This window comes from Fretibacterium fastidiosum, assembly GCF_964642095.1.
GTDB classification, from domain to species: Bacteria; Synergistota; Synergistia; order Synergistales; family Aminobacteriaceae; genus Fretibacterium; species Fretibacterium fastidiosum.
The window spans coordinates 373,113-393,460 of sequence record NZ_OZ209244.1 but is presented as its reverse complement, the minus strand read 5'-3'; the positions used below and the strand labels follow the sequence as shown (position 1 = coordinate 393,460).

Genomic DNA, 20,348 nt, shown 5'->3' with positions numbered 1-20,348 from the left:
GGAGCGGTTGACGAGGAAAGGAGAGGTTTGCTTTGAGGAACGGACGTTGGCGCTTTGCCGTTTTTGCGATCTTTGTGCTCTGCCTGTCGGCGGGCCGGGCCAGTGCAGACCCCGCAGCCTCCGAGGGCACCTCCTGGACGGGGTACGTGGCCTCCGGGATTCAGGCCGGATGGCAGAAGGTGACGGGGCTCTTTCGGGACGACGAGGCCGAGAGCGTAGACCCCGACCTCGCCCTCTCCTCGCTGGACACCTCCCTGCCGGATTGCCTGGCCGATGGATGGGGCCGCCTGACGAACTCCCTCACGGAGGCGCTGAGGCTGAGGGACGAGCGCGAGAAGCTGCCGGACTCCGCCTGGTTCGGGGAGGACAAGTCCTCCAACGCGAGGAAGGTCAACAAGCTCCTGGACGCCGCCCTCGAGGTCCTGACCCAGGGGAGGGCGGGGGACGTCCGCCGCGAGGCCTCGAACCTGCGCGCGTCGATAGCGGACCTTCGCCATGAGGCGGACAGGCTCCGCAACGACCGCATCACGGCTCCCGTGGACTCGAAGGTGCCCTGGCGGACGACGCAGGCGCGGATCGACGAGCGCCTGAAGGAGATCGACGGGGAGATTCGGGCGCGGGAGGCGGCCCTCGCCGGCGTCAACGGGCGCCTGGCGGACGCCCTGCGCGAGATGGGGCTTGAACTGGACCAGGGGCAGGTTGACGTCCTGTTGAGTTCCGCGACGGGCGACGACATGCTCCAGAACGCCGTGGTGTTCTCCAACGTGAGGGCCGTGGTGGAGAAGCTGGCCTCCCTGGCGGGGAACGACCAGAACGACCTGGAGATCAACCGCCGCTACACGGGCCTGTACCTGGTGCTGAACGACCTCCTGATCCACACCCAGGAGGAACTGGTGCGCCGCATCGACGAAGACTACGGCCCGCGGCTGGAGGGCATCGTCAAGGAGGCCTTGATCCTCGAGGGCACGGCGCGGAAGAATGCGGGGCAGGAGGCCTACAACGAGGCCCAGCGGGCGTCGTTCAGGCGCAACGCGGAGGCCAACGCCATGACCGTTCGGGTGGGGAAGCTCTACGCGGACCTCCTGGCTGCCCAGCGCCGGAGCGTCCTGGAAAACCTGAAGGACCTCAGGCGCAGCCGCGACCTGGCAGAGAACACCTACCGCACCGTGAGGAGCTCCGGCGACCTGAAGGACCTCATCCACTCCGGCCTGGCGGTCTTCGACTCCATCGACGCGCTCTCCATGCCCCAGCTTCAGCCCTTCGAGAGCGAGGCCATGAGGCTTGAGTTCGAGGAGATCAACCGGCGCCTCAAGGAGCGCTGAGGGCCGTTACCCCTGCAAAGAAATTCAATCCGCAGGCCCCGCCTCCCCTTAGAGGAGACGGGGCCTGTCAACGTGTCGTAAGATTTTTCCTCAGTTTTTTTTCGGTCCATCCTCTGGCCTCGCCGGCCGGTGAACGCGGCGCTCCGCGTCCGGGAGGCGCAGGCGATCGCCTTGGCGGGGGGGCAATCCACCATAACCTGTATGTATTTCCGCCCTTGCCCTTCGAGCGGGAGTGGAGTAGCATTTAAACTCAAGCGCAATCGTTTGCAACCGTTTTGCCAAACGCCGCTGTCCCGGATCGGGTGAACCGGGGGCCTCTTTCGTGGGGTGAGCGCTTCCTTCGCGGGGAGCGCCGGCCTTTCGAGGCGTTCCCTGCCTTGGCTTCCCCGCGCGGTGGCGTTTTGGTGCGATGGCCGTTTCTGGAAGCGCCGCGCCGACCACAGAGGCGAGGCTGCGGAAGTTCGGCGCGGACGAGATGTGTCGCAAAGGACCGGTGGGGAAGATTCCGCATGATGGGGGGGGAGAGGATGAGCGTTGAGGTGCAGGAGCGTGTGGCGCTGTGGCGGGTGCCCGACCCGACGGAGCCGCCGCTGACGCCGGAGGAGATTGCCGGCGTGGAGCAGGCGCGGGCAGAGCGTGCCGCAGGGCTGGGGCGTCCGATTGCGGAGGTCATTCGAGACCTTCTATGATGTGGACTGTGACGGTGATGCCCACTGCGGAGAAGCAGCTTGCCCGGATCCCCAACCCGGACAAGGGGCGGATTCTGGCCGCAATCGTGGCGCTGGAGGATGGCATTGAGGGGCGGGATGTCCGCCCTCTGGCGGGCGGGAGGGACTATCGGTTGCGTGTGGGAAAATGGCGTGTTCTGATGGACGTTGATGACGAGAATCTGGCTATTTACATCAACCGGGTCGGCCCGCGCGGAGATGTCTATAAGTAACCGCGGAAGAGAAAGCGAAAGAATGGCGCACTGATTCCGTCGATATAAGGAGGCAGGCGTTGTTCTGCGATGGCCGTTTCCTCCTGCGTGGGGGGGAGCCTGCTGGAGTGGTGAGGATAAATTTTATTGGAAATGGAGTGTTGAACTGATGCCAAATTTTCCCGATCCCTTTGCCGGAAACGTCGAGCGCAAAATGAGCAGGGAGGAGCTGGTCCAGGCCCTGCGCATCGACATTGCGGGCGAGCTTGAGGCGATCTTCCTCTACGACGCCCACGCCCAGGCCACGGACGAGCCCCTGGCGCGCAAGGTGCTGATGGAGATTCGCGACGAGGAGAAGGCCCACGTCGGCGAGTTGACGACCCTGCTGAGCCGCCTGGACCCCAACTGGTCGGAGTCCCTCGCTGGCGGCGAGGGCGAGGTCCTGGAGACGATGCAGGAGTTGGGCATCGCGCCGGCTGAAGGGGCCTCCGACGGGCAATCCACCGTCGGCAGCCTGATCTCGAAGTGAAGGAGGCGCCGTTGATGGACGATTTTCTGGGGCGCAGCGCGTCCCCCCTTGACGAGGAGTTTTGGAGCGCGTTGGATAGGACGGTGGTGGAGACGGCCAAAGGGCTTCTGACGGCCCGTCGTTTCCTGCCGCTGTGCGGCCCGCTGGGCGCGGGGGTTCAGGTGGTGCCCGTGGACCGTCCCGTCCGCACGGAGAGGACGGAGGACGGCTTTACCTTTGCGGAGGGGCGCACGTACGTGGAGCTTCCCCAGCTGACGGAGGACTTCTGGATCCTGTGGAGGGACGTGGAGGCCGCGAAGCGCGAGGGGTTGCCCCTCGATCTCCATGCCGCGCACATGGCGGCTCAGGCCCTGTGCCGGCGGGAGGACCGGATGGTCTTCTACGGCGTCAAGCGGTTGGGCGTTGAAGGCCTGCTCTCGGTCGGCGGGACCAACGTCCTCGACCGGGGGGATTGGAGCGCCGGCGAATCGGCCTTCACGGACATCGCGGCCGGCATGGCCGTGCTGCAGCAGAAGGGACGGATCGGCCGCATCACGCTGGTCCTCAGTCAGGACCTGTTCGTGCAGCTCCATCGCATCCAGCCGGGCACGGGGCTGACGGAGATCGAAAGGATCCGCAGCCTGCTGGAGGGGCGCCTGTTCCAGACCCCGGTGCTCCAGCCGGGCACGGCCCTCCTGCTCTGCCCGCAGCCGCAGTACATGGACCTCGTGGTGGGGCAGGACATCCGCACGGCCTACGCGGAGCAGCTGGACCTCAACCACCGCTTCCGCATCCTGGAGACGGCCTGCCCGCGCATCAAGAGCCCGGACGCAGTGGTCGTCTACCGCTCGGCGCAGTAGCTTCCGCCTCGGCCCACTGGGCTGCCGGGGGCTGTTTGACGGCAGTGAATCGAAACAAAAAGGGGGCGTCCCGGATTTCGGGTTTCGCCCCCTTCTTCTTTTTGACGTTTGACCTTTGACGGGTGAGCCGAATCGGCCCCGCTACCCCTGCCCTTTGGCGTCGCTGGGCTTCCCGCTGGCGCGGATGCAGGCCTCGATCTGCTTCATGTTGTCTCGATGGCGCAGGAGCGAGGCGATGAAGCGCCCCAGGATCGTGTACATGGTGGAGATGTTCTCGATGTTCCTGTAGGGCGGGTTGTCCACGCCGTAGAAGCCGATGCGCCGGTTGTTGAGGAAGATGGGAGCGACCGCCAGGGTCTGGATTCCTTGGGGCTGAAGGAGCGCGTACATCGTGGGGCAGACCCCCCTGTAGTCCTCCATGTCGTAGATCAGGATGTTGTTGTGTCGGTCGAACTCCTCGTACCATGGTTTGAGGACGTCGCCTGGGATGCACTGGAGGTGCTGTATCTGAGGGGGCACGCGGTCCGCGCACCACTCGTAGGTGTTGCTGGATGCGCCGTCCGGAAGGGTCTCGAAGATGTAGATGCGATCCGCATCGAGGTGTTCTCCCAGGTACTGCAGCATGACGTTGATGGATCGCTCCGGGTTGTCCTCGTTCAGCGCCAGCTCGAGGGCCTGATTGATGACCGTCTCGTTGGACATCATCTTCGAGAGGGCCTCACGCTGCTTCTCCTCGACCTCGATGTTCACGGCCAGCTCGGCGCGCAGGAGCCTGCCTCCGTGCTGAATCAGCGTGTCCTTCAGCGAATAGTGCCTGCCCAGGTTGGAGTTGAAGTACGTCCACTCGAAGAACCGTCCCCGTCTGAGGAGGGCGTTGGTGCACATGGGGCAGGGGGATTTCACCCTGTGGAGGATCTCGTAGCACTTCTTTCCCCTGATGTCGTCCAGCGAAGACACGCCCAGCGCCTCGCGCCCCGCCCGGTTCAGGTAGACGAGGTCGTAGGTGTTGGGATCGGAGATGTACATGATCTCGCCCATGTTCTCAAAAAAGGATTGAATTTCAACGTTGATGTCGTCCATGATCTTCCTCTCGATTCTGTCGCGAATGACCTCAGGCTGGGGCTCTCGCACCCCTCTCAGGTCCCTATTATATATGATTTTCGCGCCCGTTTGTGCGGCAGGTGCGGCGAACCCGGGACGAAGTGCAACGAGGGGATGAAGCGTTCGCGCCCTGCCAGAGGGCTGACGCTGCACTTGCCGTTCCGCCAGCGGATGGACGGCGCCCGCCTTTGTGGTACACTGGTTTCATTCCGGGAGGTGATGAAACGTGATCCTGACGAATCGTTTTTGCTATTCTGTGGAGTTCCTCAGACGGTGCGAGGCGAGGCTCTTTGAGGCCTTCGACCGCGTGCCCCTCTACATGGAGTGGGGGGAGCGCGGTCTGAGGCCCGACGACAGTGCGCCCCTGGACGAGCGGTTCGACGCGCTCCCCGCGTTGCGAGGGGCGGACCTCCGTGCCGGCCCGGCCCTCGAGAGGGGGCGGATGCCCCTGATGCCCATGGACCGGCAGCTGAAGGACGGCCTTGAGAGCGGCGCCATCGCCCTCAGGGTGGACCCTGGCCCGGAGGGGGAGACGGCGCACGTCGTGGATCGGGATTGGCAGGAGCGCTCCAGGGCTGCGGGGTGGGCGCTCGTAGGGCTGAACGGGGATGGGCGGCGGGCCGTGCTGGCCGGCGCCCGAAGCGCGGGCCTCGCCTCTCAGGAGGACCTCCCCCTGGAAGGGCGCCTCCTGGGCGGCGTCCTCCACCTGAACGAAAAGCCCAGCACGGCGCAGTGGACGCCGCGCCTTCTGCGGCGCATGGCGAGGGAGCTGAACGACTTCCGCCCCGCCGTCCTGGAGGCCGACCCCGCGTTTCTGGCGCGCCTCGCGTGGTGGGCGGCGGATGCGGACGTTCTCCTGACGTCGCCCGGCGCCGTGATCCTCGTCCATGAGCTGCCCGCCCCCTTTTACCTCGATGCGATCCGCCGTGTCTTCGACTGTCCCGTCTTCAGCGCCTACGGGAGCCTGGAGGCGGGCCTCGTGATGATGCAGGGGCGGGACGGATTTCTGCACCAGAACGCGGAGTTCTGCCGCATCGACTTTCAGCCCCTGAAGGAGCCCTTTGGCGGGCCGGAGCTGGGGCGGGCGTTCGTCACGACGTTCGGCAACTCGTGGAACTGCGTCCTGCGCTTCGACATGGGGGACCTCCTGCGGCTGGGGGCCGGCGAAGGGAGCGGCGAGGGCATGGTTGCCGAGGCCGTGGAGGGGCGCCTCGCTGACGTGACCTTCACGCTGGGCGGCCGGCTGGTGACGACCGGGACGCTGGATGCGCGACTCGCCCTCATCCCGCGCCTGCGGGACTACCGCCTGACGCAGACGGCGCGCGACGCCTACCACATCCGGGCGCTCTTTGCTCCGGGGGACGTGCGGGGGGCCAGAGGGGCGGTGCACGATGCGCTTCAGGACGTCTACGGGGGCCGGGGACGCTTTGAGATCGAGCTGGCGCGGGACGACGTGTTGCCGGCGTCGCTCTGCCGGGGGAAGTTCCGGCGCACGCGGACGGCCCTTCCCTTTGACGTGGAGGGGATGTTTTGCCCCCTCCCGCCGCGCTGAAGCGCAGGCGACGCCCGGTCCCCTGAGCGGGGCCGGGCATTGCCGCCGATTTCTGCCCGAACGGGCGTCAGCGATACGATGATGACAAATCCGGGTTCCGATCCCGGATTTGTCGATACCCTCATCTCGTCGCAATTCCGGTATTCCGGTATAATGATGGCAGATTCAGGATTGAATCCCAGATTTGCCATCAGGGGTGTCGCATAATGGAATATATCAAAAGAGCGGTAGAGGATATCGCCCTGCATTCGGATAAGACGTTTAAGAGCCTCCTCGTCACGGGTGCAAGACAGACCGGAAAGACCGAAATGATCAGGAAGCTCTTTCCGGACAAGAAATACGTGCTTATAGACGATCCTTTCGTCGAGGATCAGGCGAACAACAATCCAAACCTGTTCATGATGCTGAACCAGCCGCCCGTTGTTTATGACGAGGTGCAGCGTGCGCCGGGGCTGTTCCGGTATATTAAGATCGCCTGCGACGGAACGGACGACAAAGGGTTGTTCTGCCTGTCCGGTTCACAGCCTCTGGAGCTGATGGAAAAGGCGTCGGAATCGCTTTCCGGCAGAATAGGGATTATCGAGATGTCCCCCCTATCTCAACGCGAGATCGATGGCGACGCCTTCAACGCGCCCTTTCTCCCTACGATGGAGTACGTGCGGGAACGAAACAAGACCGCGAAGGCTCCGAATAACCTTTGGGAAAGAATCCACCGTGGCGGCTACCCGGCGTTGCAGGACCCGGAGATCGATTGGGGAGTTTTCTTTTCCAGCTATGTCAAGACTTATCTGGAAAGGGACGTCCGAAAGCTGTCCGCCGTTCAGGACCTGAATGACTTCAGGCGCTTCATGGTGGCCGTTGCGGCAAGGACCGGACAGAGGGTCAACTACAGCAACATTGCCGATGAGATCGGCAAAGATCAGACCACGGTGAAATCGTGGATGTCCATTCTGGAGGCGTCCGGGATCGTTTATCTGTTGGAACCATACACGCCCGGCGTCTTAAGACGGGCGATCAAAACGCCCAAGGCATATTTCCGCGACACCGGCCTCGCTGCGTACCTTACGCGCTGGCTGACGCCGGAAACTTTAGCGAACGGTGCAATGAGCGGGGCTTTTTTCGAGACCTTCGTCATTTCGGAAATCTTAAAGTCCTACTCAAACAGAGCGATCGATTATCGCTACTGCGTCTCCTACTACAGAGGGCGAGACAGGAAGAAGGTCAAAAAGAATGGGGCCATGATCGAAATCGAAGGTGAAATTGACCTGATCATCGAAGAAAACGGGGTCCTCCATCCCATTGAGATTAAGCAGAGCTCCTCCGTCGCTGCCGATGAAACCTCTGCTTTCCTGGTACTCGATAAAGTGAACGAAAAGAGACGTGGAGCGGGCGCCGTGATATGCAACTGTCCGCAGCCCGGAATGCTGAGGGAAAACGTTCTTCAGATACCCGTGTGGTTCGTATAAAAGGCGCGGGAGCAGGGCGGAAAAGCTCCGCTCCGCTCCCTTATTCCCCATTTGGGGACGGCAGTTTTGCTTGACAGTCCAGAAAAATATAGTAGATTAAGATTTGACTTTTTTATCACAGAGACTGGACCGCTGCTTGTCTGGGAGTGGATTATTATGCGCTGAGTTCGATTTCTCTGCGATGAGAACGGTGAAATTTGGAAGCGACACGGTTAAAGTTCGGAAAGCGTTATCCGGGAGCTGGAGGAGGGCGCACCAGCCGACCCTGGTGGGTCATCGACTGTTACGAACGTTCGCCCCTCTGGTCCCGTCGCTCTGGCTTGACGATTTTGCGTCGTGTCGTTGTCTGTTTTTGACGGGGGTGCTGACTTATGCAGGAAAATCAAAGTGGGAAAGGCGTTTGGAAGTTTCTTGTCTACAGCCTTTTTGGCCTTTTTATGTTCTTTTGCCCTTTGACGTTGGGTGGAAAGATGACGATCCCTGTAGATCATATCATCAACTTCATCCTTCAGGATCTTCTGCCGGGGGCGAAGGTCTATATCCTCATCGTGATGTACGTCGGGGCGGCCCTTCCCTTTATTCGGAGGACGTGGAACAAGGACGGGCTCACCCTGTTTTTCTCGTTCGCCAAGGTCGTCGGCGCTGTGGCCGGTACGGTGATCTACTTCAACGTGGCTCCCGCCTGGCTCGCTCAAAAGGACTTCGGCCCCTTCCTCTTTGAAAAGCTGTCCCTGCCCGTAGGCTTGGTGATTCCCATCGGCTCCGTGTTCCTGGCCTTTCTGTCCAGCTTCGGCCTCATGGAGTTCACCGGCGTTTTCATGACCCCCGTCATGCGTCCCCTCTTCAAGACCCCGGGACGCAGCGCCATCGATGCCGTTGCCTCGTTCGTGGGGAGCTATTCGATCGCCCTCCTGATCACCAACGGGGTTTACCGCCAGGACAAGTATTCGGCGCGTGAGGCCGCCATCGTGGCCACGGGCTTTTCCACGGTCTCGGCGACCTTCCTCTTGATCGTCGCCAAGACTTTGGGCATCATGGACCACTGGACCCTCTACTTCTGGGTTGCCATGTTCGTCACGTTCGCCGTCACGGCCGTCACGGCACGCCTCTGGCCCCTCAGCTGGATGCCGGAAACCTATGCGACGGGGGTCAGGAGCGAGGACCCGGTTCGGGAGGGAAGCCTCATGCGCAGAGCCTGGGACGCCGGCGTCGAGGTCGCCGAGAACGTGCCGCCCCTGCCGCAGATGGTTTGGAAGAACTTTACGGCGGGTCTCGATATGGCCTTTTCCGTCATCCCCTCCATCATGTCGATCGGCCTTTTGGGGCTTGTCCTGGCCAGGTACACCCCGCTCTTCGAGTGGATGGGCCTGATGTTCGTTCCCATCTTCGAGCTCTTCGGAGTGTCCCAGGCCTCTCTGGGCGGGACGGCTGCCGCCGTCTCCCTTCCGGAGATGTTCCTTCCGGCCATCCTGATCGCGAAGACGGGGACCCCGCTTTTGAAGTTCGTGATCGCGGTGGTGAGCATCTCCGAGATACTCTTCTTCTCGGCAAGCATTCCCTGCATCCTGGGGACGGACATTCCCATCAAACTGTGGGAGATCGTCGTCATCTGGTTTGAGCGGGTCGTCCTGAGTATCCTCATCACGATCCCCATCGCCATGCTGTTGGGGTTCTCCGACGTCGTTCAGGCCGTTGCCCCGTAGGTGCCGCTTTGCGGCGCTGGCAGTGGCCGCCCTGCAAGTCCGCGCTGATCTCGAAGGGGCGTGGATCGCTCCGTTCGGCAGTGAAAGCGACGCCCGGCCCCCTGAGAGGGGCCGGGCGTCGCCTTTGGGATTGGGAAGGTCCGCGGGTTGAGCGGAACCGCGGGCACCCTTCGGGCTCAGAAGGTTTTCAGGAGTGCCCCCATGGCGAGCCCCGCGAAGTTGCCGATGGCAGCGCCCAAGACGCCCATGAGGACGCCGATGCCCGCGTAGTTCTGGTCGTAGGCCGTGGCCACGATGGGCGCGGAGGCCGCGCCGCCGATGTTGGCCAGGGAGGCCGTGGAGACCATGCAGAGGTCCCAGTGGAAGAGCTTGGAGAGGAAGAACATGAGGGCGACGTGGATCGCCAGGATCAGGAGGCCGTAGACGACCCACATGGGCGCGGCCACCAGGTCCACGATGGTGGCGGTGGAGGCCAGCAGGGAGACCACGGCGTAGAGGTAGATGTTGGAGAGCTCCTCCACGGCGGGCAGCTTGCCGAGCGGCGTCATAGCGCAGACGAGGCCCAGGACGGTGACGAACAGCGTGGTGCAGGTGCCCTTGTCGAACATGGCGAACCCGGCGCCCTTAAGCGCGGCGTTTGCCTCGGCGCCGATCCACTGAGAGGCCGCGGAGACGGCGAGGGAGAGTCCGACGAGGAAGATCCAATCCGATCCCGTCGCCAGCTTCTTCTCTGCGGCCACCTGCGCGTTGGCGGTGTCGGCCAGGGCGTCCAGCTTGGAGGTGTCCGCTTTGGTGGCCGCGTTCCACTTGGACGAGTAACGGACGGCCAGGAGCAGGAGGGCGATCCACAGGGAGTAGCAGACCGTGTCGAGCGCCAGGGCGCAGGAGTAGGCTCCGGCGTCCACGGGCAGAGCCGCCTGCATCGCCGCCATGTTGGCCGAGCCGCCGACCCACGAGGCGTAGAGGGCTGCCACCGCGCCCCAGGTGTCCGCCCCCAGGAAGCCCTTGAAGACCGGATAGAGGACGATGAAGCCCGCGGCCAGCGTCACGGAGCACCCCAGGAAGATGGCGATCAGCCGCCCGCTCAGTCGCGCCAGTTTCCTGAAGTCGCAGCGCAGCAGCATGACGAAGATCATGGCGTACAGCAGGTTGTTCTTCAGGGCGCTGTAGGCCGTCTTGCACGCCTCCGAGTTGAAGAGCCCCATCGTGCAGAAGATCATGTTCAGCACGTAGATCCAGACCAGCGGAGGAACCACGTTGAAGACCTTCCACCTGGCGTACTTCTCGAGTGCCAGCAGGCTGCCCGCGACGAACATCAGGAACGCGATGTAGGTGAAACCGTTTGTGATGACCATATTTCCTTCTCCTTTCGGTATGTGGGTTCAGAATGGGTCGATCAGTCGATGTAGGCGATGCGCCCGGGCTCGACGCCCCTGATTCCGAGGCCGGGTTCGTCGGAGACGGTGATCTCCTTCTCGCGGAAGACGGCGCCGCCCAGGATGGGGTCCTCGCTGCAGAGCACGGGGCCGTCCAGGTCCACCTTCGTGATGATCCTTTTGGCACAGGCCAGCTCCACAGCCGCGTTGACGGAGATCTTCGCCTCCAGCATACAGCCGATCATGCACTCCACGCCATAGACCTCGGCCGCGGAGGCGATCTTCAGGGCGTTCGTCAGCCCGCCGCACTTCATCAGCTTGATGTTGATCAGGTCGGCCGCCCGCGTCTGCATGATCCGCATCGCGTCCTCGGGAGAGAAGACGCTCTCGTCCGCCAGCACGGGCACGTCGCTGTGCTCCGTGACGTACCTCAGGCCGTCGATGTCCTGAGCCTTCACCGGCTGCTCCACGAACTCGATGGCGAGCCCCTTCTCCTGCATCGCGTTGAGGATGCGGACGGCCTCTCTGGGGCGCCAGGCCTGGTTTGCGTCGATGCGGATGCACACATCGTCCCCAACCGCGCGCCGTACGGCGGACAGCCGCTCCACGTCGAGGGCCGGGTTCGCGCCCACCTTCACCTTGAGGCAGTCGTACCCGCGCCCGATGGCGTCCCGCGCGTCCCGCGCCATCTCCTCCGGCGGGTTGACGCTGATGGTGATGTCGGTGACGATGCACTTTCTCGCGCCGCCCAGGAGCTTGTAGACGGGGATATGGTGGAGCTGCCCGTACAGGTCCCACAGCGCCATGTCGACGGCCGCCTTGGCGCTCGTGTTGTGGACGATGCTCCGCTGAACCCGTTGCAGCAGGTCCTCCAGGTCGTCCACGTCGCGGTCCAGGATGGCTCTTCCGATGTGGTCCTGAACGGCTCCGACGATGGCTCCCGTCGTGTCGCCCGTGATGACGCCCGTGGGGGGCGCCTCACCGTAGCCGATCGTGCCCGCGTCGGTGTGGACCTCCACCACGACGTCCTCGACGCTGTCCACGCTGCGGAGCGCCGTCTTGAACGGAACCCGCAGGGGGACGGATATCCGTCCCAACCGAATCCTCGTGATGCGCATGACTTTTCCTCCCTGCGTTGGCCCTAATCGGCAAAGGCGTTGGAGCAGATGGCGTTCATCATCGTCTCCTCCCAGATGTAGTTACCGCTGAACGTGCCCTCGGAGCGAGGATCGTCGTCCTCGGCCACGGCCTCGCCGTTCATGATGTAGATGAATCCGTCCCTGGTCCCCGTCCGGACCATGACGCCGGAGAGCAGGCCATAGGCCTCCCCCAGGTGCCCCTTGAGGTTGACGTCGAGGTCCTTTGCAGGACGGGACCGCCCCGTGCCGAGCAGGGGGTAGACGCCGAGGCAGTAGGCCTCGATGGACCCGCCGTAGGTGTTTCCGTTGGGATGGTCCGGATCGAACTGCCATTGGACCCGGAACATCTCGTCCAGCAGGTCCTTCCTCACGACCTGCACGCCGTTGTAGACGCCGTCGTTCAGGTACAGTTGCAGCAGGTGCTCCAGCTCGGCGCAGGAGACCCGCAGTCCGCCCTGAGGGGAGAAGACCGTGGCGTTCGTGCCGGGCTTGTAGTCCGCGAGCCCGTACCAGGAGTCGGTCTCGCGGATGTCCGGGTTGTTGACGGCGACCGTGTCCCGGTCCGGCGCCTCGTCTCCGTAGTCGTCGATCTGCGCCACCCACGGCCCCTTCTCGTCCCATTGGCCGTCCTTCTGCTTCTGGTAGATGCTGCCCAGCAGGGCGAGCTCCTCCTTCGTGAAGTCTCCAGGGTTGAAGCTGCCCTTGATGTCGAGCTGCGCTAGGAGGTGGGCCCTCATGTATCGGTCGAAGCGCTCTCCCGTGACGGCCTCGACGATCGTCCCCAGAAGGCCGTAGTTCAGGTTGGAGTACCTGAAGTACTTGCCGGGCGCCTCCTCGGCGGGGGCGAAGTGCGTGCCCTCCTCGTAGAACTTTCCGTCGGCGACGAAGAACTCCTTCACGCCGTACTGCGGCGGGATGGCGTAGGCCCTCCCGTCGCGGATGGAGGAGGTGTGGGAGAGGAGCATCCGAAGGGTGATGGGCGTGTCCGGGAAGTGGGGATTCCTCAGGCTGAAGCCCAGGTACTGGCTGACGTCCGCGTCCAGGTCCAGCTTCCCCTGCTCCGTCAACTGCAGGACGGCCAGGGCCGTGAACTGTTTGGAGACCGACGCGACCCGGAAGCGGGAGTCCTCCGTAAACGGGCGGTCCAGCGAGGGGTCCTGCGCGTCGATGTGGCGGCGTCCGAGGAACTTGCTGTAGGCCCTGGTCCCGTCCTTGTAGACGATCACGCCGAGGCCGGGGACGCAGGTCCCCTCCGAGCCGATCATGGCGTCCAGCGCGGCGTCCAGCCCCGCCGTCCTCTCCGCGTCGAGGGGCGCGGCGAGGGCGGGAAATCCCCCTCCGACCGTCCCGGCCAGGACGACCGCAAGAACCGCTAATAAGTACTTGCTCATGGTGAAGAAACACTCCTTAAGATGAGGGTTAGGGCGCGCCGCATGGGGACTGCTCAAGCCGGATGCGGCCTGCCTTGTCGCTTCCCGGCGGAGCGCTTCGGCCCCCGCCGTCAGACCTTTGCTATTATATCACGCTGTCGCTTTGTCCTCCCTGTTTCAGCACGATGACGCGGCGGAGAACCAGTGGGGCTGACGTTGACAAGCCGGTATAATGATGACATCCTGAAGGTCGGAGGCGAGGGCATGGACAAGGCGGCAGCGCAGAGGGGTCCGTCGGGAGGGTTTGTTAAGCGTGAGGTCAAGGACAGCGTCTTCTCCGACCTGTTCGGTATCAAGAAGTATCTGTTGCAGCTCTATCGGACGCTGCACCCGGAGGACGAGACGACGGCTGAGGACGATCTGGTGGACGTCACGATCGATAACGTGTTGACGGACGACCTCTACAACGACCTGAGCTTTATGGTGGGGGATCGACTGATGGTCCTCGTGGAGGCGCAGAGCACCTGGACGGCGAACATCGTCGTCCGTGCGCTGCTGTATCTGGCGCAGGTCTGGAAGGACTACTTCGCCAGGACGAGGGCGGACCTTTACAACAGCGGCAAGGTAAAACTGCCGAAGCCGGAGCTTTACGTCATCTACACGGGAGAGAGGGCCTCGCGCCCCGGCGAGCTTTCCCTGTCGGGGGAGTTCTTCGGCGGAGAGCGGAGTGCGGTCGAGGTGCGCATCCGAATGCTGTACGGCGAGGGCGGGGGCGACATCGTCAGCCAATACGTGGCGTTCTGCAGGATTTTCAACGAACAGGCGAGGCTCTACGGCCTGACGGAGAAGGCGTTGAGGGAGACGATTCGCCTGTGCAGAGATCGGGACGTGCTGAAGGAATACCTTGAGCGGAGAGAGAGGGAGGTCACGAAGATTATGTCGTTGCTTTTCGATCAGGAGACGGTCACGAGGATACGTGAGGAGAGGCTGTATCGGGAGGCTATGGCTGAGGGCGAGGCTGAAGGCAAGGTGCGGGGCAGGGCTGAGGGCGAGGCTGAAGGCAAGGTGCAGGGCTCCGTCAATACCTGCCGCAGTTTCGGCCTCTCCTACGACGAGACGGTCGTGAAGCTCGCCGAGATGTTTGGCATCCCGGAGGACGACGCGCGGGTGCAGGTGGCGCGCTACTGGGACGCGAGGGAGGCTGCCCCCGCAGACTGAGAAAGCGAAGGACGGGGCCGGCCCTATATAAAGGCCGGCCCCGGCCTCTTGAGGCGCTTTCGGGTTCTAGTCTTCCCTGGCCTCCTCGCGGGCCCGGATCGCTTCGAGGCTCCAGCCCTCGGCGGCTTCTCCCGTGCGCCCCCGGTAGAGCTCGAACCACTCCACGCGGTCGTTGCGCAGGTGGAACGCCATGGTCATCCTGCGGTTCCCCAACTCGTAGGAGAGGATGCTGACGTCGCGCTCGCCGTCCGGCGTCTCCCGCACCGTCGGGGTCCCGACCTTGGCGCGGAGCTTGTCCTTGTGCATGTCGATGGGGTCGAAGCCCAGGAAGGTCTTGCAGGCCTCGGAGCCGTTTGCGCAGAAGTAGACGTCCTCGACCCCATCCCCGGTCTTGAGCGCCTGGAAGGCGCCGCCCTCCGTCGTGTAGGTGACGAGGGTCCCATCGGTTTCGTCGGTGGTCGTGCCCTCCTGCCACGCGCTGCCCGGCTTCTTCATGACGCGGCTGCGCACGCCGGCGCAGCGCTTGTAGACGCTCTCCGCAACGCGGCTCTTTCCCCCCATCAGGAGGCGGATGCCCTCGTTGAAGAGCCAGCCGGTCCGTCCGTCCACCGTGACCTTGTACCACAGCGCGTCGTCCTTGTCCCGAATGGCGCTCGGAACCTTGACGCCCTCGTCGGGGAGGCTGACCTCCCAGGACTTCGCGCTCTCATCGGGCTTCGCGTAGAGCGTTACGGGGTCCTTGAGGGCAAAGGCCCTCTGCTCGACGGCCTCCGCACCGGCGACGGCCGTGAGGGCCGCAAAAAGGAGAAGCGCAGCCAGGGCGGGAAAAATTTTTCTCATCATGATGTGTCTTCCTCCTTCGTGCGGGCAGTTTTGAGTGATCGAGTCAACGCCCGCGATGCCCTCATTCTATAACGCACGAGGGGAAGCGGGAAGGACGGTTTTTCCCATCCTCCGACCGTGCCTGTCGTCCCGTGGCGCCCCGCGCGTTCAGCGTTTGGGTCGACCGTCTCAGCCCGCCCTGCGCCTCAGACCCAGCCAGTGGTTCACCGTCTCCAGCGCGCTCCAGAGGTCCAGCTTCAGGTCCGTGACGAAACAGGAGCTGTTCGTCCAGCCGGAGAGCCCCATGTCGACGTCGCTCTTCATGTCGCGGAAGGAGAGGGCCGGGGTCGCCAGGTTACCCGGGTTGGCGATGGTGAAGCCCGAAGCGACGGTGCCGCGCACCTTCTCGTTCGTTCTGATGAAGCAGGTGTCCTGGATGCCGCGGGCCTCGACGCGGAGTCTTTTCCGGGGGCGGCCGTGGGCGCCGCGGCTCGACAGGCCTCCGTAGGGGAAGATCTGCAGCGCCTCGATCTTCTTCTGGCCGGCGGTGCAGTAGAACTCGCCGAAGAGCAGCGAGGAGGCCCCCATCGCCAGGATCAGCTTGTTGCTCTTGTAGCTTGCGGCGACGCCGGCCCGGAACTTGCTGTCGGACAGGAGCTCCTCGATGTAGGGCTCGTTGATCGTGTGGGGGAAGTAGAGGACGTCCGAGCCGATGGGGAACTCGTCCTTCCCGTGGTCCCAGTCGTGGACGTTGCAGCCCATCATGCGGAAGACCTCCAGGTTGCCGTCGCCCTCCAGGGAGGCGTGACGACCCATGACGGCGACGTTCAGGTGCTTTGCCTGAAAGGAGTAGGGTTCGGAAGGCGACCACTCCGCGTCCAGGCTGGCCAGCCCCTTCAGGATGTTCCACTCGACCTGGCGGTGCGGCCCGGCCAACTGCAGCGCCGCGCTCTTGGGGGAGATGAGCTTCAGTGACGGGTTCCCGACGCTCATCGCCTGCATGGAGGGCATGGTGCAGTCCAGGGCGTGGGGCATGAACCCCAGGGTCAGGGCCGGCGTCCTGCGGTACAGGTTTTTCTCCAGCATCTGAAACTCCCGCGGGTGGCTGACGGAGCTGAAGAGGATGCCCGCCGTCCTGCCCGGGGCGGCCTCATTGAGGGCGTCCATGGCGTCGGCCGCCAGCGCGGCGCTCACGGCGGACGCCATGGACGCCGCCATGACGGGCACATCCCCGCAGTCCAGGACCTTCATGAGGTCTGTGACGTCCGGGTAGAGCTGGAAGGTCTTCTCGTCCAGTGCAGCGCCCAGGGGCATGGAGACCACGTTCAGGGCGTCCCCGGCGGAGCGCCGTTGAAAGAGGGTCTTCAGGGCGCGGGGGCTCCCCATGGTGTAGAGGTCGAGGCAGGCCACCGGGGCGTCGCTCAGGAGCTGCATGAGGCGGACGTCCTCCTCACTGCGGTTGCAGAAGAAGACGTTGACCTGCCCCAGCTTGCTGCGCATGGCCTGAATCAGGAGCAGCGAGGCGGGGATCCGCCCGGTTGTCATCTCGTCCGCGAGGATCAGGCGGGGGAGGATCACGATCGGGCCTCCGTGCCGCAGGGCCCTTCCGTCATGCCGGGCGCGGCGGGGAGGCCGCAGCGCCGCTCCGGCGCGCACTGTTTGGGAAGCTGAAAGGTCATAACGTTCACCTCGTGCTCTTTTATAAGAAGATAGCTGCAGGCCGTCGGCGAGCGATCCTCCAGGACGAAAGCTCCCCGCAGATTGACGGAGGAGGGCCTCCGCTTCCCCGCGCGTTTCCTCTTTATGGATATGGTATCATAATAAAGGCAACACTGGCTAAATTGTTGAGAACTGTCAACCGTATTGTCTCCCTTTAGTGCCTGAAACTTCATTAGGCCGCGCGAAGCGCGTGGGGATTGGGGCGTAGCCCCATGTTAAAAATTCAGGGAAGCGCTGAAGAATATCCTTAATTTGGCGATTTTTGATAGCTTTCAACAACATTTTAACGATGAATCAGCGCTTCCCCAAATTAAGAAAGCATCGTTTTGTCTTCTTCGCTACCCCATTTCCCAATCGGACCGGTGATCGGCAGGGTTCTTGAGGGATCGGGACGACGGCCCGTGAGCGTCAGCGAACGGCAGCCGGAAGGCTCCATGAAGGGGACGGGCCTCATGGGCAAGGCCGCTATAAAAATTTTACAGGATAAGGAAGTGGGCCCTGTGGCTGCTGTAACAGTCGTTGGCTCTTTGAATATGGACCTGGTCATCCGCGCGCCGCGCCGCCCCCGGAGGGGCGAGACGATCCTGGGCGGGGCTTTCGGCATGACGGGCGGAGGGAAGGGGTCCAATCAGGCGCTGGCGGCGGCCAGGCTGGACGCGGAGGCGTTCATGGTGGGGGCCGTCGGGGACGACGACTTCGGCAGGCGACTGCGGGCCGTCCTGGACCAGAGCGGGGTCAACTGCGACCGCGTGGAGGTCCATGAAGATGCCGTGACGGGCGTCGCCGTCATCACCGTGACCGACGACGGGGAGAGCTCCATCGTGCTCTCCCGCGGGGCCAACGCCGCACTGAGTGTGGAGGCCATGGAGCGGGCGTCGGAGCTCTTTCGGCGCTCGGACGCGGCCCTCTTTCAAATGGAGGTCCCGCCGGAGACCGTGGCGGCGGGACTGCGCCTGGCCCACGACGCGGGCTGTCGAACCTTCCTCTCCGCGGAGCCGCCCTTTCCGTTACCGACGGAGGCCTGGGAGTACGCCGACTGCCTCGTCCTGAACCAGAAGGCCCTCGATGTCTATGTGACGGGAAATGCGTCCCCCTCGGACCTGCAGTCCGACGAGGAGGTCCGTGGAATGGCGAACCGGATGCTGGACCGGGGCGTGCAGGACGTCGTGGTGACCCGGAGCGCCCGCGGCGGGCAGGTGTTTAGCCGGAGCGCACAGCCCTTCGCCTTCGACCCCTTCAAGGTGCACGTGGTGGACAACACGGGGGCCAGGGACGCCTTCTGCGCGGCCCTATGCGTGGCGCTGGCGGAGGGGATGACCATGGAGCGCGCCGCCCGCTTCGCCTCCGCGGCCGGGGCCCTGGCCTGCACGCGCATCGGGGCGCACCCTTCTCTGCCCTGGCGCCACGAGGTGGAGGCCCTTCTGGACGAGACGGAGGGGGACTACGCAGGCTGAGGCCGCGGGGGTGCCCCCCCGCGGCCGATTTGGGAAAACGCTCAGGCAGCGTTCCTCTCCCTGGAATTTGCAGAGGGGCCTTTTTTGGAAGGCCCCTCTGTCTTTTTAGTCTTTTAGAAAACCTCCGGCTGAGCCGGGGTTCAGGTTTCATTGGGGTTTCAGCTCTGAATAGACCCGGTCATAGGTCGGCGTGGGGACCTTCAGCTTTCGTCCCTGCCGGCAGACGCAGCCGACGAGGGTCTCCAGCTCCATGGGCCGCCCCCGTTCCCGGTCCAGCTGCATGGAGGTCCGCGCCTCGCCGGGGAACAGGCGACACCTCTCGAGGGTGATGTTGACGACGTTCTCCGGCAGGCGGACGCCCGATGCGCGGGCCAGATCCTCCGCCTCGCAGATCATGGCGGTGAGCTGCCCGCGGGCCTCGTCGTCCCCCAGGATTTCGCCCATGCTCCTGCCGTGGAGCGCCGTCAGCGCGGCCAGGGGGGACAGGAACAGGAACTTGGCCCAGACCTCCACGTCGATGAGCTCCGTCAGCGTCACCTGCAGGCCGGCCCGTTTCAGCAGGCGCTCGAGGTCCGCGTAGCGCATCCGGTTCTCCGCCTCCCCAAGGCCCGGATGGCCGAAGAGGAAGCGCTGGACGGCCCCCGTCTGCCGGATGACCCCCGGAGCCTCCGCATGGGCGGAGAGGTAGACGCACCCGCTCAGGACGTCGCAGGGCGGCAGGAGCCGAGCCAGGGTTTCGGGGGCGGAGATGCCGTTCAGGATGGGGATGACCCGCGTGTCGGGCCGCACCAGCGGGACCGTCTCGGCCGCGGCCGCCTCCAGGTCGTAGCCCTTGGTGGCGTAGATGACGACGTCGCACGGGCCCGCCTCCGATGCGTCGTGGGTGACCGTGGCGGGGTGCACCGTCAGGTCCCCGCTGTCGGACTGAAGCCTCAGGCCGTTTTTGCGGACGTTGTCGAGGACGGCGCCGCGGCACCAGAGGACGACCTGATGGTCCGGGCTGTGGCGCAGGAGGGCGGACAGCCTCGCCCCCACCAGGCCCCCCGCGCCCCCTGCGCCGACGACGGCGATACGCATCAGACGGCCAGCCCCTGCAGCGCCTGGAGGTCGAGGGGGCTCAGCCCGTAGAGGTCCGGGCTCTCCGGCATACAGTGCAGGGCGGAAGCGGAGGGGTTCAGCAGGAAGCCGTTCAGGCGCGCGGCCAGCGTGGAGCGGAGCAGCGCCTCCTCCCCGCCGTAGAGCGCCACCAGGTCGTCGTAGAACCGCGCGGCGAGGCGGAGGTAGTGTTTCTGGCAGGCGTTCTCCGCGCGGATGAAGGTCTTGAAGGGAAGGACGCGGGGCGCCGGGCGGTCCCTGCGGCAGAGGCTTCCCCGCTCGACGGCCGCCTGGGCCAGGCGCCGTTCCTGCGGCGTCCGGACGAAGATGGCCGCGCACTGGTCCGACGGTGCGGTGCAGTACCAGCACATGAAGAGCTCCAACAGTTGACCGTAGCTGATCGTGCTCGGCGAGTACTCCACCGTCACGGCCTCCAGGTGGTCCCCCTCGTTCCCGCGGCAGGGGGTGGGGAAGGTCCCCCCGGCGTAGCCCACGCTGGTGCGCCAGACCCCGCCGATGAACCCGAACCGCGCCTCCGTGTCCTGAAAGCTGCCCGCGGCGAACAGGGCCGTCTCGAGTCGGGCTGGCACCATGGCGTCGATCGGAGGTATCCTCTCCGTTAAAGATGATAAAAGTGGCCGCATAGACCTTCACTCCCCGAGTCATCGCCGGCGGCAAGGGACCTTCCCCCCGCCGGCGGAACGTCTCGAAGGAGGGTGCGCAC

18 protein-coding genes are annotated in these 20,348 nt (G+C 64.2%); 10 read left to right on the top strand and 8 right to left on the bottom strand.

The window, feature by feature from the left end; genetic code table 11:
• The first annotated feature begins 32 nt into the window (after positions 1-32).
• The 5 genes from ACK28C_RS01715 (at position 33) to ACK28C_RS01695 (ending at position 3,609) form a co-directional block, all read left to right on the top strand.
• Positions 33-1,322: a hypothetical protein gene (locus tag ACK28C_RS01715; protein ID WP_208872491.1), complete on the top strand. Its 1,290-nt coding sequence runs from the start codon at positions 33-35 to the stop codon at positions 1,320-1,322.
• Between the two features lie 527 nt (positions 1,323-1,849).
• On the top strand, positions 1,850-2,011 hold the full coding sequence (locus ACK28C_RS01710; RefSeq protein ID WP_409152367.1) for a hypothetical protein: 162 nt from the start codon (positions 1,850-1,852) through the stop codon (positions 2,009-2,011).
• On the top strand, positions 2,008-2,262 hold the full coding sequence (locus ACK28C_RS01705) for a type II toxin-antitoxin system RelE/ParE family toxin (RefSeq protein WP_015555852.1): 255 nt from the start codon (positions 2,008-2,010) through the stop codon (positions 2,260-2,262). Before ACK28C_RS01710 ends, ACK28C_RS01705 begins: the two co-directional genes overlap by 4 nt.
• Before the next feature lie 148 nt (positions 2,263-2,410).
• Entirely contained in the window at positions 2,411-2,770 is a 360-nt protein-coding gene (locus ACK28C_RS01700) for a demethoxyubiquinone hydroxylase family protein (RefSeq protein ID WP_015555854.1), read from the top strand.
• 14 nt (positions 2,771-2,784) lie between these two features.
• Positions 2,785-3,609 carry a family 1 encapsulin nanocompartment shell protein gene (locus ACK28C_RS01695; protein WP_015555855.1) on the top strand — a complete coding sequence of 275 codons (825 nt, stop codon included), beginning with the start codon at positions 2,785-2,787 and terminating at the stop codon, positions 3,607-3,609.
• A gap of 141 nt (positions 3,610-3,750) precedes the next feature.
• On the opposite strand, the gene ACK28C_RS01690 is transcribed toward ACK28C_RS01695, so the two are convergent.
• The gene (locus ACK28C_RS01690; protein ID WP_409152366.1) at positions 3,751-4,740 is read right to left on the bottom strand and encodes a GAF domain-containing protein; all 990 of its coding nucleotides are present in this window, start codon (positions 4,738-4,740) and stop codon (positions 3,751-3,753) included.
• A 196-nt stretch (positions 4,741-4,936) separates the two neighbouring features.
• On the opposite strand from ACK28C_RS01690, the gene ACK28C_RS01685 reads away from it, so the two are divergent.
• From ACK28C_RS01685 to ACK28C_RS01675, 3 genes are all read left to right on the top strand, one after another.
• Positions 4,937-6,262, top strand: a complete 1,326-nt coding sequence (locus ACK28C_RS01685) for a hypothetical protein (RefSeq protein WP_208872493.1) — start codon at positions 4,937-4,939, stop codon at positions 6,260-6,262.
• Between the two features lie 206 nt (positions 6,263-6,468).
• Positions 6,469-7,728 (top strand): ATP-binding protein, encoded by a 1,260-nt coding sequence (locus ACK28C_RS01680; RefSeq protein WP_015555856.1) that lies wholly within the window; start codon positions 6,469-6,471, stop codon positions 7,726-7,728.
• A 458-nt stretch (positions 7,729-8,186) separates the two neighbouring features.
• On the top strand, positions 8,187-9,431 hold the full coding sequence (locus ACK28C_RS01675) for a YjiH family protein (RefSeq protein ID WP_243440539.1): 1,245 nt from the start codon (positions 8,187-8,189) through the stop codon (positions 9,429-9,431).
• 176 nt (positions 9,432-9,607) lie between these two features.
• On the opposite strand, the gene ACK28C_RS01670 is transcribed toward ACK28C_RS01675, so the two are convergent.
• Genes ACK28C_RS01670 through ACK28C_RS01660 form a run of 3 tightly spaced genes read right to left on the bottom strand, consistent with a single transcriptional unit; the run spans position 9,608 to position 13,337 of the window.
• On the bottom strand, positions 9,608-10,786 hold the full coding sequence (locus ACK28C_RS01670) for a DUF819 family protein (protein ID WP_015555858.1): 1,179 nt from the start codon (positions 10,784-10,786) through the stop codon (positions 9,608-9,610).
• 41 nt (positions 10,787-10,827) lie between these two features.
• Positions 10,828-11,925 carry a dipeptide epimerase gene (locus ACK28C_RS01665; RefSeq protein WP_015555859.1) on the bottom strand — a complete coding sequence of 366 codons (1,098 nt, stop codon included), beginning with the start codon at positions 11,923-11,925 and terminating at the stop codon, positions 10,828-10,830.
• A gap of 23 nt (positions 11,926-11,948) precedes the next feature.
• Positions 11,949-13,337, bottom strand: coding sequence for a serine hydrolase (locus ACK28C_RS01660; RefSeq protein ID WP_015555860.1), 1,389 nt, complete (start codon positions 13,335-13,337; stop codon positions 11,949-11,951).
• A gap of 195 nt (positions 13,338-13,532) precedes the next feature.
• Between ACK28C_RS01660 and ACK28C_RS01655 the strand changes: the two genes are divergently transcribed.
• Complete coding sequence (locus ACK28C_RS01655) at positions 13,533-14,534, top strand: hypothetical protein (protein ID WP_208872494.1); 1,002 nt, start codon at positions 13,533-13,535, stop codon at positions 14,532-14,534.
• Between the two features lie 66 nt (positions 14,535-14,600).
• Here ACK28C_RS01655 and ACK28C_RS01650 read toward each other — a convergent pair whose 3' ends face one another.
• Both ACK28C_RS01650 and ACK28C_RS01645 read right to left on the bottom strand, forming a co-directional pair.
• Positions 14,601-15,377, bottom strand: a complete 777-nt coding sequence (locus tag ACK28C_RS01650) for a hypothetical protein (protein ID WP_015555861.1) — start codon at positions 15,375-15,377, stop codon at positions 14,601-14,603.
• Between the two features lie 168 nt (positions 15,378-15,545).
• Positions 15,546-16,934 carry a hypothetical protein gene (locus ACK28C_RS01645; RefSeq protein WP_208872495.1) on the bottom strand — a complete coding sequence of 463 codons (1,389 nt, stop codon included), beginning with the start codon at positions 16,932-16,934 and terminating at the stop codon, positions 15,546-15,548.
• 542 nt (positions 16,935-17,476) lie between these two features.
• Here ACK28C_RS01645 and ACK28C_RS01640 point away from each other — a divergent pair.
• Positions 17,477-18,529 carry a ribokinase gene (locus tag ACK28C_RS01640; protein ID WP_208872496.1) on the top strand — a complete coding sequence of 351 codons (1,053 nt, stop codon included), beginning with the start codon at positions 17,477-17,479 and terminating at the stop codon, positions 18,527-18,529.
• 147 nt (positions 18,530-18,676) lie between these two features.
• On the opposite strand, the gene ACK28C_RS01635 is transcribed toward ACK28C_RS01640, so the two are convergent.
• Positions 18,677-19,606: a ketopantoate reductase family protein gene (locus ACK28C_RS01635; RefSeq protein ID WP_409152365.1), complete on the bottom strand. Its 930-nt coding sequence runs from the start codon at positions 19,604-19,606 to the stop codon at positions 18,677-18,679.
• Positions 19,606-20,217, bottom strand: a complete 612-nt coding sequence (locus ACK28C_RS01630; protein ID WP_409152364.1) for a peptide-methionine (S)-S-oxide reductase — start codon at positions 20,215-20,217, stop codon at positions 19,606-19,608. The genes ACK28C_RS01635 and ACK28C_RS01630 overlap by 1 nt, the downstream gene beginning before the upstream one ends.
• Positions 20,218-20,348 lie beyond the last annotated feature (131 nt).